The following is a 13,916-nucleotide window of genomic DNA, read 5'->3' on the forward strand; positions in this document are numbered from 1 at the left end:
TGCTGGCGCGGACGTTCCAGCGGCGCCGATACGGGGCGACGGTAGGGGCGTATTGCGATACGCCCCTACCCGGTGGCGAGAGCGCCCGTCCCAACGCCACGGCTTGCGATGCGCATTGGCCGTAGCCTTCCCGCCGCACGCCGCCGCCCAACCCATGGACGACTTCGCTGACCTCTACGCCCAGTACAAGGAACTCATCCTCATTGCAGCGACGGCAGTGGCGACACTGCTGGCGACCAAACTGTTACCGTGGCTGGGGAAGGCGATGAGCGCCGGGGCTCAGAAAGTCTGGGGACACCTCGCGACCGGACAGGAGCGGACTTCCTTCGAGGAGCGCTACCGTCGCTACGTCGCCGAGGAAAACCGCTACCTCCAGGTTGCTGGCATCAAGACCCGTACACAGGTTTCTATAGAACTCGATCGGGTGTATGTCGGGCTTGAGCTGAAGCGACGGGCTGTGTTGCCCTCGATGTCATCGCTGCGGCGTGTCGGGTCCCAGTATCAGCCACTAACGCCGGAGGAGATGGCTGCCGTCGGTGCGCCGGATGACGCCTCGGACGACCTTATAGGCAGCCTGGGGGCAAACTCGTTGGAGCCGAGCGACAGGACCTACGAGGTTGGCGAGGCTCTCCGCGGCATTGACGATCGGATCGTCATCCTCGGAGCCCCGGGCTCCGGCAAGTCTACGCTTGTCAAATACCTCGCCGTCACCTTTGCCGAACGGAAGGGACAGGAGCGGCTCGATGTGAGCAGTGACCTCCTTCCCATTCTGATTCCGCTTCGCGACTGGGTCAAGGGCAACCACCAACTAGAGCCGGATACGCTCGGTGAGTACGTCCTCGGGCCAACCCTCAAAAAGGAGTGCCCTGCAAGCTTCTTTCGGAATGCCCTCGGCGCGGGGCGCTGCCTCGTGCTCCTCGATGGAATGGACGAGGTGTCATCCGACGCAGAGCGAGCGGAGGCTGCCAGCCAGATTGACCGACTCGTCGCTGCCTTCCCGAACAATCACTATGTCGTGACCTCGCGACCTGCCGGGTACGAGGGCGTCTCGCTCAGCGGATTCACGGTCCTCCGCGTCCGCGACTTCTCCGATAAGGACGTGGAGTCCTTTGCGCGGCAGTGGGCGATGGCCGTCGAGGTGGCGTCACGCGGGGCGACCGAGGCCGACGAGGTCGTGTGGGAAGTGGCTCGTGAGGTTGCGGAGGAGCAGGCCGAGGATCTCGTCCGTGCCATCCGCGAGAAGGACCGGGTGCGGCAACTCGCCGTCAATCCGCTGCTGTTGACCATCGTCGCCCTCGTCCACCGCTACCGGGCTGTGCTGCCGGACCGCCGGGTCGAACTCTACGACGAGTGCGTGCAGGTGCTACTCAATTACTGGGACGCAGCCAAGGGAATCGCTGGTCAGATGGAGTGGCGCCAAAAGCGACGCGTGCTTGAAGAACTGGCCCTCGCCATGCACCAGAGGGAGACTACCTGGCTGACCCGGGCCGAGGTCGAGGATCGGCTGCGGGCGGCGCTGCCCTCGGTGGGTGAAAAGCCGGAAGAGGCAGAGGCATTCCTGGATGATATCCGGACCCGGAGCGGGCTCCTCGTGGAGCGTGGCGTAAACGAGTTCGGGTTCTCGCACCTGACGTTCCAAGAGTACCTCGCTGCCCTGGCACTTCGCCGCCAGGGTGACGCTGGCCGGGCCTTTCTTATCGAAAGGCTAGACGACGCCTGGTGGAAGGAAGTCCTTCTCCTCTATGCAGGTCTCGACCAAGCGACCGATCTCGTTCGCGAATTGCTGAGACAGGAGCGCGGCCTATTCCTTTCTCCCCTCTTTACAGCAGCCGAGGTACTGGCGGATGCAGTTGAGGTCGCGCCCACGGAGGTGGAGCAGGTCGTAGATGAGTTGATCCGGGAGTGGCTGTGGGGGGGCTACCAAACGCGACAGGGGCTAGCGAGAGGAGCCTTGATCAAGGTGGGAGGCAGTTGGCCATATGCTGTCGGACGGCTCCGGTCTCTGCTCCGTGATAAGTCCGGGGACGCTCAGCAGGGGGTAGCCTCCATCCTGGGGCGTCTCGGTGAGGCGGCGGCCCCGGCCGTGGGCGACCTCCGGGCCCTGCTCCGCGACGAGTCCGAGGGCGTCCGGCAGAGCGCGGCCTATGCACTGGGTCTTCTCGGTGAGGTGGCGGCCCCAGCCTTGGACGATCTCTTGGCCCTGCTCCGTGACGAGTCCGAGGGCGTCCGGCGCAGTGCGTCTTTCGCTCTGGGCGGACTGGGTGAGGCGGCGGCCCCAGCTATGGGCGATCTCTTGGTCATGCTCGGTGACGAGTCCGAGGGCGTCCGGCAGAGTGCTGCTTATGCCCTGGGTGAATTGGGTAAGGCGGTGTCCCTGCCCGTGGCCATCCTCTTGGTCCTGCTCGGTGACGAGTCCGAGAGCGTCCGGCAGAGTGCGGCTCATGCTCTGGGCGGACTGGGTGAGGCGGCGGCTCCGGCCGTGGGCGACCTCCGGGCCCTGCTCCGCGACGAGTCCGAGGGCGTCCGGCAGAGCGCGGCCTATGCACTGGGTCTTCTCGGTAAAGCGGCAGCCCCGGCCGTGGGCGACCTCCGGGCCCTGCTCCGCGACGAGTCCGAGGGCGCCCGGCAGAGTGCTGCTTATGCCCTGGGTGAGTTGGGTGAGGCGGCGGCCCCGGCCGTGGGCGACCTCCGGGCCCTGCTCCGCGACGAGTCCGAGGGCGCCCGGCAGAGTGCCGCTTATGCCCTGGGTGAGTTGGGTGAGGCGGCGGCCCCGGCCGTGGGCGACCTCCGGGCCCTGCTCCGCGACGAGTCCGAGGGCGTCCGGCGAAGCGCGACCTCAGCCCTAGGTGGTCTCGGTGAGGCGGCGGCCCCGGCCGTGGGCGACCTCCGGGCCCTGCTCCGCGACGAGTCCGAGGGCGTCCGGCAACTGGCGGCCTTTGCGCTGGGGCGTCTCGGTGAGGTGGCGGTCCGGACCCTGGACGATCTCTTGGCCCTGCTCCGTGACGAGTCCGAGGGCGTCCGGCAGAGCGCGGCCTATGCACTGGGTCTTCTCGGTAAAGCGGCAGCCCCGGCCGTGGGCGACCTCCGGGCCCTGCTCCGCGACGAGTCCGAGGGCGTCCGGCAGAGTGCCGCTTATGCCCTGGGTGGTCTCGGTGAGGTGGCTGCCCCGGCCGTGGACGACCTCATGGACTTGCTCCGGGACGAGTCCAAAGCCGTCCGGCAGAGCGCGGCCTATGCACTGAGACAGGTGGGCGAGACCCAGGAAAAGGCCGCCAGGGCCCTTATCGCAGCGTTCATTAGCCTAGACGGGAGCGTGTCGGCTCCCGCCGCCGCTGCCCTCGCTCCTTCCATTTTTGAGGAACGGCCTACACAAATTCCTCCACCGGGGACGAAGGAAGCGCTCATAGGACTCCTCGAAAGCGGACGACTCGTCGAAAACCCGAGCGGCCCGGATGTCCGAGTTCGCGACGTGGCGTGGGACCTTCTGTACGCCCTCCACCAGCAAGACGCCGGGTCAAGGGACCTGGCTGCATCCCCCCAGCCCCAATGAGCGGGCTCAAGGATTGGGCTAAGACGCCGCAGGGGATCGCCACGCTAGGAGTCGCCGCCGTGACCGTCCCTGCAGCTCTAGCTACAGCGTTGAGGCCGGAAAGTCCGCCCTGGGTCTGGGTTGGGCTCGTCATCCTCCTAATTCTCCTCATCTGGCTTGGCATCGACGCAGTCTGGGGCCGTCTCATTCAGGAGCCGAGGCTGGACCGCGCCCGCCTCCAAGGCGAAAACGCCAAACTGGTGTTGGCTAACGAGGGGCTGAGACAGGCTCTTGAACGGGAGGAAGGTCGGGTAGAGCGGATTCATGAGCGGCTTCTCGCCCTCGCCACGGACCCAGAACGAGCGCTCAAGTGCTCCCTTGTCGCCAAGCTCGAGGCGCGCGATGCCTCGTTCAAGGTCGAGTGGGTCGACGATGACCAGCAGCATTTGGGGCTCCGGTCGATAAACGTGCTCGCCGCCGACCTTGATGAGCCCGGCTACCATGGCTTGCGGGTGACGGTCCTCTCGCGCGATCACCAGCAGACGGCCGCAGGCATCCTCACGCGGGTCGAGGGCACCCGCCTCCTTATCAGCCTAGACGCTCCAACTGAGTGGATAGAGCCGGACCTCGCGGCCATGCCCGCTTTGCCAGAACAGACCACCGAGCAAGACCGACGGGTTGGGAGCATCCTTCTCAACCTCGAAGAGCAGGCGTCCCTGGACTTTGTACCAGACGCGCCGCCAGGCTCGGAAGCGATCTCGGCAGGCCCCCGTCCACGGCTGACTGCCCCCGAGTTTGTCGAGCCTGACGACCCCGCAGTAAGCGGTCCCTCTCCCCGGCGCCCTGTCCGGTGAGAAGGAGCACACGTTGTGTTTCGGTGTGCTCTCTAACCCGATTGCTCGTGGATATGGTTAAAGCAACCTTCTGGAGCGATCCGAGACTTAGGTGCGTCTCGGCGGCATTTCAGGGGCGTCTCGGGACCGGAGACGCCGCCTCTCGGCCTCCGAGACGCCGCTGTAATTTTGTAACTCCCTAGACGGCCGTCAGCACGGCGTCCAGGCGGCCGGTGCGGGTCTCGTCTCCAAAGACGGCGCGGATCTCGACGCGGTAGTCGCCAGCGGCCAGAGCCTTGGGCACCTGGAAAAGCAGGCGCGAGGGGGCGTTCTGGGCCACCACGTCCGCACGAGTGGTAGTGCCGTCGGCCTCGGCGACGAAGAAGATGCCCTGGGCTGGGTCGTCGGCGTCGAAGCTCAGGCGCGAGCCGGTGATCTCGCCCATGCCGCTCGTGGTGAGGGCGCCATCCTGCTCGGCCGCGTTGTGGTCGGTGTAGTGGAGGAGCGAGGAGCCAGGCCGCCTCTGGGGCCTCCACCTCGGCGCTGAGTCGGGCAAGGGGGGCGACCGCTACTCGTGATCGCCGGTCGTCAGCCAGTCGATGATGGCAGGGGTCACGTCGAGCAGCGAGCGGCAGTCGGCGAAGGCGGCAGCGCCGGGGCCCCAGGCCACCAGGGGGACCGGGTTCGTGGTGTGGCTCTTGGTGCCGAGCGCCTCGATGTTGCCGTGGTCGCTCGTGATCAGCAGCGTCACGTCGTCGGGCAGCGTGTCGAGGAGCGCGCCGAGGAATCGGTCGAGGGAGAGGAGCACACGTGCCGCGCGCTCGGGGTCCCGGCTGTGGCCCGCCTTGTCGGTCAGGAAGTATTCCTGGAGTACGAAGGCGTGCGCGTCGAGGAGCGCCGCCAGCCGCTGGGCAGCTTCGGCCTCGGAGATCGGGCGGTAGGCGTCGTCGAGCAGGTGCGCCCACAGCGCGCCCGTGAGGTCGGCCGTGAGCGCAGTCCCTGCCGACAAGTCGTCCGCCGTGCGCAGGCGGACACCCGCCGAGCGCGCCGCGAGCGTGGTGACCGTCCACCGCCCGCGTGCCTCGGCGGCCCGGAAGAAGCGGTCGGGGTAGGCGTTGCCGAACGCCAACCGCGCGGCCGGCACGCCGGCCGCGACGAGCCGGGCGAAGACGCTGTGCTCGGCGACGTCTGGTCGCACGGTCGTCGGCGGATACGGACCAAAGTGGTTCCCGTGCGTGCGCGCCGCGTTGAGCCCGGTAAAGAGGGCCGCTTGTCCGGTCCCGCTCTGCGGCAACCCGTCCACGCCCAGCGTCGCGTCAATGGGGATGAACGTCGCGTCCGGCTGGCGAACGGGGCGGGCGGCACGGATCCAGCGCTGGCCGCCCGCGAGCCGCTCGAAGGCCGGGAGGCCGAGCGTGGCGAACGGGTTGTCGGGCTCAGGCCCCAGGCCGACGCCGTCGAGGAACAGGAAGAGGAGCATGGGGAAGGACACAGGGGAGGAGCGGACGAGACGAGGAAAGTGGACGATGGCGTGGAGCGTGCGCGGGTCTACCACCCTCTTCCCCTCTGGCCCTGTCGCCGCTAGGCGACCGTCTCCGCCACCGCGCTCGCGTCGTCGGCAGGCCGGGCGGTCTCGGCCCACGGCGCGTCGGGCGGCGCGGGCGGAACGAGGAAGACCGGGCGCTCCGACTCGGCGGCCCAGGCCACGGCGCGGTCCTCGGGCGAGCCCGACGGCGGGGCGACCGCCAGCACCGCGCGGCCGAGCGCGGCCTGCACCATGGCCCGCTCGCGGTCGTCGTGGTCGAACGGGCCGTGGGCCATCGGGAACGGCGACACCATCAGCCCGCCGCCCTTGGTGAGCGCGGTCGCGCCGGGCCGCATCGACCGCTCGATCCGCGCCAGCCCGGCCCCGACGACGGCGACGGCTGGGACGCCGGCCCCGAGCGACAGCTTCTGAAGCGCGAGGTCGACGCCGTGCGTGGCGCCGACGACGAGCCCGCGTCCCCGGGCCAGCACGCCCCGGGCGACGGCCTGGGCAGCCTCGAACGGCTCGGCCGCGAGGGGGGCCGAGGCCAACACCGACAGCGACGGCCACGCCAGCGCGGCGAGGTCGCCGAAGGCGTAGAGGACGGCCGGCCGGTCGCCCCGGTCGAGCGCGTCGAGGCCAGCGGGCCACCGCGCGTCGCCGGGCGCCAGCACCACGATCCGACGCCCCGCCAGCGCCTCGATGCGGCCCGCCGCCGTTGCCAGCGCCTTGTCGAAGGCGGGGGCGCAGACGGCGTCGACGGTTTGGGCGGCGTGGGCGACGCCCTTGAGCCGGAGCAGCACTTGCTCGCGCGGCGCGGCACGAATGGCGTCGGGCGAGGCAAATCGTTCCAGCAACCGATGGGCGGTCACGCGGCCGACGCCGTCGAGCGAGAGCAGCGCGAGCGCGAACGCGGCGGGGGTGGGAAGAGTGGACATTGGGGCGATTCGGGCCCGTCACGTTACGAATCGGGCCGGGGGCGGCGCGCGGACGGGCGTTTCCGCCCGGCGACGGCGACGGGCACGCTGTGGCACGTCCGGCACCGGGTTTGCGGGATGGGGACCGTTCCCACCGCCCGCATGTCCTCTCCGCCCCGCATCCTGTTCGTTGCCGAGCCGTCGGCGGCCGTCGACGCCCTCGGCGCCGCCCGCGCGGGCGGACCCGTTGCCGGCCAGCTCGCGCCGACCGCCGAGGCCCTCCGGTTGGCTCTCGTCGAGGGCAACGCCTTCGATGCCGTCGTCTTCGTTCCGGGCGGCCCCGTCGAGGAGGTCGAGGTCGCCGTGTTCGTGCCCGACGACCTCCCGCTGTTCGTCGTCGCCGACGAGGTGCCCCTGCTGCTGACCGAGACGGCGGCCATCGCGCTGCCCCTCGCCGCGCTGGCGACGCTCGTCGACCGGCTCTCGCCCGCCTCGGCTCCCGACGCCGCGCCTGCTCCCCCTGTGGACGAGGCCCCCCCGCCAGCGGCCGCACCCGTTCCCGCGACGTCCGACGCCGCAGAGGCCGTCTCGGCACCGGTCCTCGCTGAGCCCCCGCCCGTCGACCCCGAGCCGATCGACAGCCCCGAACCGCGTCCCGCCTCCGAGCCTCTCGCCGAGCCTGTGATCGAGGGCTCCGAGACGGCCGCCGCCGATGCGGTCGGGGCGATGCCAGCGCCGCTGGCGTCCCTCGCCGACCACCTCCCAGTCGGGCTCTATCGGAGCACGCCCGACGGCCAGATCCTCTACGCCAACCCCGCCCTCGCCCACCTGCTCGGCGCGTCGTCGGTCGAGGCGCTGTCGGACGTCGACGTGCGGACGGACCTGGGCTATCCGCGCGAGGCGTTCACCTCCGAGATCCGCGAGACGGGCGTCGTCCGCAACTTGGTCGTGTCGTGGACGCGGCCGGGCGGCGAGCGCGTCCACACACGCGAGAACGCCCGCTGCCTCTACGATGCCGACGGCCGCGTCGTCGCCTACGAGGGGACGATGGAGGACGTGACCGCGGAGGTGGACGCCCAGATGGAAGAGCGGGCCATGAGCCGCCAGCACAAGGCCGTCGCCGCGTTTACCGCCGCCGCCGCCCTCGCGGGCGATGCGTCCACCCTGCGTCGCGCCGCCGTCAGTGCCCTGGTCGACGCCACGGGGGCATCGTGGGCGCTGCTGGCGGTCCGGGATGAGGGCGACGCCTCTGTCGTCGCGACCGCCGGGACGTTCCCGGCCGATCTCTCCGACGTGTACGCGGCGGCCTCGGCGTTCGCAGACCTTCCGATGGCCTCCATCACCGCCGGCTCGCCCGCAGAGCTTGGCGCGGCACCCGACACCGTCGCGGCGCTGGCTGCGCTCGGCATCGGGGCGCTCGCGTCGGTCCCCGTGCTCACGGCCGGGCAGCCCGACGGGACGCTCGTCTGGGGCCGGCCCTTGGGTGCCGCGCCGCCTGCCGAGATCCGGGGCGGGGAGGCGATCGCGTGGCACCTCGGCGGTCACCTCGCGCGTGCCGCCGCGCTGGAGCACGTGCGCGACTCGGAGGCCAGCCTGGCCGCCATCGCCGCCCACACCCCCCACGTCCTCTACCGGCTCCGCTACACCGACGCGGGGCCGGTCTACGATTATCTGAGCCCCGCCGTGGAGCGGCTGACGGGCTTCACGCGCGAAGACGTCGAGGCCCGGGGCGGGCTCGGCGCGCTCGTCCTCCAGCGCGACGTGGTCGACGGCGCGGGCTTGGCGTCCGGCCCCGTCGACGGCGCCGACCAGTACCGGGCCCTCTACCGGATGATCACCGCCGACGGCGAGCGCTGGGTCGAGAACGCCGCCCGGCCCTGGTACGATGCCACCGGCCGGGCCGTCGGGCTCGTCGGCGTGCTGCAGGACGTCTCCGACCGCCAGCGCCGCGAGGGTGAGCTGGCCGACGCCGCCCAGGCCGCGCTCGACCGCCAGCGCGCGCTCGTCGACCTCGCCCACCTCGACGGGGCCGACGCCTTCGGCGCGCCAGCCGCCGCCATCGCTGCCGCCACGCTCGGGGCTACGGACGTCTCGTTCTGGGCCTGGGAGGACGGTGCTTGCCGCCCCTTGTACGCCCCCTCGCCCGTCGAGGACGTCGAGGCCGCAGGCTTCGAGGGCGCCGTCGAGCACGTCGCCCGGCACCGCGCCCTGGCCGTCGCCGAGGTCGCCACCGACCCCCGGATCGGCCCGCTCGGGCTCGACCCATTCGTCCGGGCCTACGGCTTGCGATCGCTGCTCGTCGCGCCCATCCGCCGCCACGGCCGCGTCGAGGGGCTGGTGGTCGTCCACCGCGACCGGGCCCACGACTGGGACCCCGCCGAGACCGAGTTCGCCGCCGCCGTCGCCGACGCCGTCGCGCTGGCGATGGAGCGGGCCGACCGCGAGCGCGTCGTCGCCGAGCTGCTGGAGGCGAGGGAAGCCGCCGAGGCAGGCCGCGAGGCCGCCGAGCGGATGAACCGGCTCAAGAGCTCGTTCCTCGCCAACATGAGCCACGAGTTCCGGACGCCGCTGACGGGCATCCTGGGGTTCGCCGACCTCCTCACCGAGGAGGTCCCCGAGGAGCACCGCCTCTACGTCGGGCTCATCGAACGCAATGGGCGGCGGCTGCTCGACACGCTCAACAGCGTCCTCGACCTGTCGCGGCTGGAGGCGGGCGAGTACCCCGCCAAGCTCCGCCCGCTGGCGCTCGCGCCAGCCGTGCGTGAGGCGACGCGCGAGATCGCGGCCGAGGCCGAGGCCAAGGGCCTGCGCTTCGACCTCGAACTCGACGACGAGGTCGCCGCCGAACTCGACCCCGACGCCCTCGCCCGCATCATCGGCCACGTCGCCGGCAACGCCGTCAAGTTTACCGACGCGGGCGGCGTGCTCGTGTCCGTCGAGCGCGCCAGCGACGACGCCGTGCTGCGCGTGGCGGACACGGGCCTGGGCATCTCGCCCTCGTTCGTCGACCAGGTGTCCGGGGCCTTCCACCAGGAAGACTCCGGACACGCCCGCAGCCACGAGGGCGCCGGTCTTGGCCTGACGGTCGCCGACCGGCTCGTGTCGCTGCTCGGCGGCACCATCTCCATCGAGTCCCAGCGGCCCGGCGGCACCGTCGTCACCATCGCGTTCGCGAGCGTGCCCTCGCCCGAGCCCGCCAGCCCCGCCCCGCCCGTCGCCCCACCCGCCGGCGACGGCCAGTCCGGCGACACCCTCCCCGAGCCGCTCGCCGACCCCGGCAACCTCCTCGGCGAACCCTTCGACTTCACGTTCCTCTCGGCGCCGGCCCTGTCCGCCGTCGCCGAGGCCCCCGAGCCTCCCCCCCTCGACTCCCCCGCGCCTCCCCCGACTGACATGTTCGACTTCCGTTTCGGGCGGTCTACCGACCCGCCGCCTGCCGAGCCCGTAGTGCCGCCCCAGGCCGCCACGCCCGCGTCCTCCCCGGCCCCGACGTACGCGCCCCCTTCGGCCGCGCCACCGCCTGCCCCGCCGCCGCCCGCGGCCGAGCCGGTGATGATCGTCCGGAACCCGGACCCCGCCCCGGCCCCCACCATCCCGCTCGCCACGGCCCCGCCTGTGGAGGATGCCGAGGTGGTCGCCGAGTCCGACCCGCGCCCGACCGTGCTGGTCGTCGAGGACAACGACGACACGCGGATGCTGCTGGAGCGGATCCTGCGCTCGACGTACCGCGTGACGGCCGTCGGCGACGCGCGCTCGGCGCTGCTGGCCATGAACGCCCAGCGGTTCTCCGGGCTCGTGCTCGACATCAACCTGGGCGGCAAAGAGACCGGCGCGGACGTGCTCCGCATCGCGCGGTCGCTCCCCGACTACGGCTCTGTCTTCGCTATCGCCCTGACGGCGTACGCGCTCCCCGGCGACCGCGAGCGGCTGCTCGAGTCCGGGTTCAACGCCTACGTCTCGAAGCCGTTTACGCGGCAGGTGCTCATGGAGACGCTCGCGGACGGGATCGAGGCCTGACCTCGACGTGTGCGCCGGACTCGCGCGTTCGGGGCCGGGGGCTCCGAGCGCGCGTCGGCGTGTCCAGTCGGTAGGTTTGTCCGTCCCCCCATGTCCGTGCTCGATCGTCTCGCCCGCCTCTTTGGGGCCTCCCTTCCCGACACCCCCGATGACGTCCCCGGCGGCGGGGGGGGGATGGCGCTCGCGCTCACCGGCGGCGGCGCGCGGGCCGCGTACCAGGCCGGCGTGCTGCGCGGCATCGCCCGGCTGGCGCCCGACTTCCAGCCCGACATCCTGACGGGCGTCTCGGCGGGGGCGCTCAACGGCGGGTACCTCGCCGCCCACGCCGACACGCCGTTCCCCCAGGCCGTCGACCTCCTGGGCGATGTCTGGCGGGACCTCAAGGCCGAGCACGTGTACCGCCTCGACCGCCCGACCGTGCCCCAGGCGCTGGCGCGGTTCGTGCGGCGCCCGGCCGAGATCGCGCCGCCCGCCGAGGGAGGGTTCCTCGACACGACCCCGCTCCAGTCCTTCGTCGAAGGCCTGCTCGGGCCCGTCGGCCAGCCCATGGAGGCCGTCGCGCGCAACGTCGCCGACGGGCACCTCGGCGCGTTCGCCGTCACCACGACGTCGTACACGACGGGCCAGTCGGTGACCTGGGTGCAGGGCGAGGGCGTCGAGACGTGGGACCGCCCGATGCGCCGGGCCGTCCGGACGCAGCTCCGGCCCGAGCACATTCTGGCCAGCGCCGCGCTCCCGTTCTTCTTCCCGGCCGTCGCCATCGAGAACGGCGACCTCGGGCACGGTTGGTACGGGGACGGCGGCATCCGCCTGACCGCGCCGCTGTCGCCCGCGCTCCACCTCGGCGCGGACAAGATCCTGGTCATCAACACGCGCTACGGCCAGAGCAAAGCCGAGGCGGACGCGCCGAAGGTGACCGAGTACCCGCCCCCGACCCGCGTGCTCGGCGTGCTGATGAACGCCGTCTTCCTCGACGTCATCGACCGCGACGCCCAGACGCTCCACCGCATCAACGATCTGGTGGAGCACCTCGGGCCGGCGGCCTCGAATGGCTTCCGCAAGGTGGATCTGCTGGTGCTCCGTCCCTCGGTCGACCTCGGCGCCCTCGCGGCCGACGTGTCGCCGCCGCTCCCGCCGTCGATGCGGCTGGTGCTCGGGGGGCTCTCCTCAGGCGATGCCAAGAGCCCGGACTGGCTCTCGATGCTCGGCTTCGACCGGGGATACGTCGACCAACTGCTCGCGATTGGCGAGGCGGATGCGCTCCTGCAGGGCGAGGCCATCGAGGCGTTCCTCGCTGCGTAGGGTGGAAGAGAGGGGGAGGACGTCTGTTCAAGCGCCCCGTGCTCCGAGACGCCGTCCGCTCGTCCCTAGACTCTCCCTCCGGCCGGACTGGCGGACGGGTCGAGCATGGGCGTGAGATCGATCGCGTCAAGCGGGCAGCCGTCCACGCAGATCGTCCGCCGATGCGCGCGGGCGTGGGCGACGGCGCGGCGCGCGAGCGTCTCGAAGGCGGGCATGGCGGCCGAGACCCGGAGTTCGACGCGGCGGCCTCGCTCGTCGAGCCCTACCACGGACAGCCCGTCGTCGCAGACATCGACCCGGCCGATCCGCGTCCAGGGAAGCGATTGGCGGCGGCCGGCGGCGTCGTGGCCGATGAACCGTCGGGCGGAGAGCTCGACCCGCCACAGCCGCCGATTCTCACGAGCGAGCCTGAGCGCGACCGCCCCGGCAGCGGCCGACAGCAGCAAGCCACAAGCGAGGGCCACGATCGCGGAGTGCTCGCCGAACGAGAACGCGGCCACGGGCGCCGCCGCCACCAGACCGCCGCTCACCAGGGCAAAGGCGATGACGGCTCCTCGCGCGCGGCGTCTCGCTTCAGCGAGTGCGCGGTCGTCGTCGAAGACGTGGGACCAGGGGGGCATGGGGACTCGGAACCTCACGTGATGTAGCCGCCGTGAAGGAAGCGGTTCCGGACAGCCCCGCGCGTCGGAGATCCCCCGATGTAACGCTAAGGGATCTATGGACTACGCGGAAAGTTCGGCGAGCGCTTGCGCCGCTCTCGCTACGTCGTCGTCGCCCAGGTCGCGGTGGAGCGTCGCGCGGACGGCGTGCGGCCCGAAGCGCACCATCCGGACGCCCGCCTCTGCCAGCCTGTCGACGGCGTGGGCGGCGGGGCCTGGCGTCTCGAACAGGACGATGTTGGTGTCCGGCCGGCGCACCAGGGGCAGCCCAGCGGCCTCTACGGCGTCGGCCAGCCGGGACGCACGGGCGTGGTCGGCCCGGAGCATGGCGCGCTCGTCGCGCTCGTAGTCGTCGAGCGCGACGAGAGCTGCCGCCGCGAGCACGCCGGCCTGGCGCATCCCGCCCCCGAGCAGTTTGCGCGCGCGGCGCGCCTCGCGGACGTGCTCGGCCGAGCCCGCCAGCACCGACCCGACCGGGGCGCCGAGCCCCTTCGACAGGCACACGTTGACGGTGTCGAACCCGGCCGCCAGCGCGGCGACGGTCGTGCCGAGCGCGACGGCCGCGTTCCACAGCCGGGCCCCGTCGAGGTGGAGCGCCAGCCCGTGCGCCTGGGCGGCCTCGACGACCGGCGCGATCGTCTCGGCGGGCACAGCGACGCCACCAGCTTTGTTGACGGTGTTCTCCAGGCACACCAGCCGCGTCCGCGCCTCCCAGTCGTGCGCGCCCTGCACGACGGCCTCCACGTCGGCGGCCGTCAGCACGCCCGAGGCGTCGCCGACGGGGCGGAGCTGGACGCCCCACAGCGCGGCGGGTGCGGCGGCCTCGTAGTGGTAGAGGTGGCTCCGCTCGGCGACCACGGCCTCGTCGCCGGGCTTGGTGTGGATGCGGATCGCGATCTGGTTGCCCATCACGCCCGACGGCACGAACACGCTGGCCTCCTGGCCCAGCAGTTCAGCCACGCGCACTTCCAGCCGGGCGACCGTCGGGTCCTCGCCGAACACGTCGTCGCCGACCTCGGCCTCGGCCATCGCGCGCCGCATCGCCGGTGTCGGGCGGGTGACGGTGTCGGAGCGGAAGTCGGAGGGAGGCATTCGGGGTTCGGGGTTCGGGGTTCGGGGTTCGGGGTCCCTCAG

The 13,916-nt window shown here is 71.7% G+C and carries 9 protein-coding genes; 4 read left to right on the top strand and 5 right to left on the bottom strand.

Translation table 11 applies throughout. The annotated features are described in order from the left end of the window. Nucleotides 1-154: 154 nt before the first annotated feature. Together ACLII4_RS07240 and ACLII4_RS07245 are read left to right on the top strand one after the other, a co-directional pair. The gene (locus ACLII4_RS07240; RefSeq protein ID WP_412070230.1) at nt 155-3,550 is read left to right on the top strand and encodes a HEAT repeat domain-containing protein; all 3,396 of its coding nucleotides are present in this window, start codon (nt 155-157) and stop codon (nt 3,548-3,550) included. Then, nucleotides 3,547-4,383: a hypothetical protein gene (locus ACLII4_RS07245; protein WP_412070231.1), complete on the top strand. Its 837-nt coding sequence runs from the start codon at nt 3,547-3,549 to the stop codon at nt 4,381-4,383. The genes ACLII4_RS07240 and ACLII4_RS07245 overlap by 4 nt, the downstream gene beginning before the upstream one ends. A gap of 178 nt (nt 4,384-4,561) precedes the next feature. On the opposite strand, the gene ACLII4_RS07250 is transcribed toward ACLII4_RS07245, so the two are convergent. From ACLII4_RS07250 to ACLII4_RS07260, 3 genes are all read right to left on the bottom strand, one after another. Then, nucleotides 4,562-4,918 carry a DUF4469 domain-containing protein gene (locus ACLII4_RS07250; protein WP_412070232.1) on the bottom strand — a complete coding sequence of 119 codons (357 nt, stop codon included), beginning with the start codon at nt 4,916-4,918 and terminating at the stop codon, nt 4,562-4,564. A 12-nt stretch (nt 4,919-4,930) separates the two neighbouring features. Then, complete coding sequence (locus tag ACLII4_RS07255) at nt 4,931-5,842, bottom strand: alkaline phosphatase family protein (RefSeq protein ID WP_412070233.1); 912 nt, start codon at nt 5,840-5,842, stop codon at nt 4,931-4,933. Nucleotides 5,843-5,943: 101 nt separating this feature from the next. Continuing rightward, complete coding sequence (locus ACLII4_RS07260; protein WP_412070234.1) at nt 5,944-6,825, bottom strand: DNA-processing protein DprA; 882 nt, start codon at nt 6,823-6,825, stop codon at nt 5,944-5,946. Between the two features lie 141 nt (nt 6,826-6,966). Here ACLII4_RS07260 and ACLII4_RS07265 point away from each other — a divergent pair, with 141 nt between their 5' ends. Continuing rightward, the gene (locus ACLII4_RS07265; RefSeq protein ID WP_412070235.1) at nt 6,967-10,821 is read left to right on the top strand and encodes an ATP-binding protein; all 3,855 of its coding nucleotides are present in this window, start codon (nt 6,967-6,969) and stop codon (nt 10,819-10,821) included. Between the two features lie 96 nt (nt 10,822-10,917). Beyond that, complete coding sequence (locus ACLII4_RS07270) at nt 10,918-12,123, top strand: patatin-like phospholipase family protein (RefSeq protein ID WP_412070236.1); 1,206 nt, start codon at nt 10,918-10,920, stop codon at nt 12,121-12,123. A gap of 65 nt (nt 12,124-12,188) precedes the next feature. Here the strand turns inward: ACLII4_RS07270 and ACLII4_RS07275 are convergent, their stop codons facing one another. Both ACLII4_RS07275 and ACLII4_RS07280 read right to left on the bottom strand, forming a co-directional pair. Further along, nucleotides 12,189-12,743 (bottom strand): hypothetical protein, encoded by a 555-nt coding sequence (locus ACLII4_RS07275; protein ID WP_412070237.1) that lies wholly within the window; start codon nt 12,741-12,743, stop codon nt 12,189-12,191. Nucleotides 12,744-12,845: 102 nt separating this feature from the next. Beyond that, nucleotides 12,846-13,874, bottom strand: a complete 1,029-nt coding sequence (locus ACLII4_RS07280; RefSeq protein ID WP_412070238.1) for a threonine aldolase family protein — start codon at nt 13,872-13,874, stop codon at nt 12,846-12,848. Between the last annotated feature and the right edge of the window lie 42 nt (nt 13,875-13,916).

It is taken from the genome of Rubrivirga aquatilis (assembly GCF_046845665.1).
Taxonomy (GTDB): domain Bacteria; phylum Bacteroidota; class Rhodothermia; order Rhodothermales; family Rubricoccaceae; genus Rubrivirga.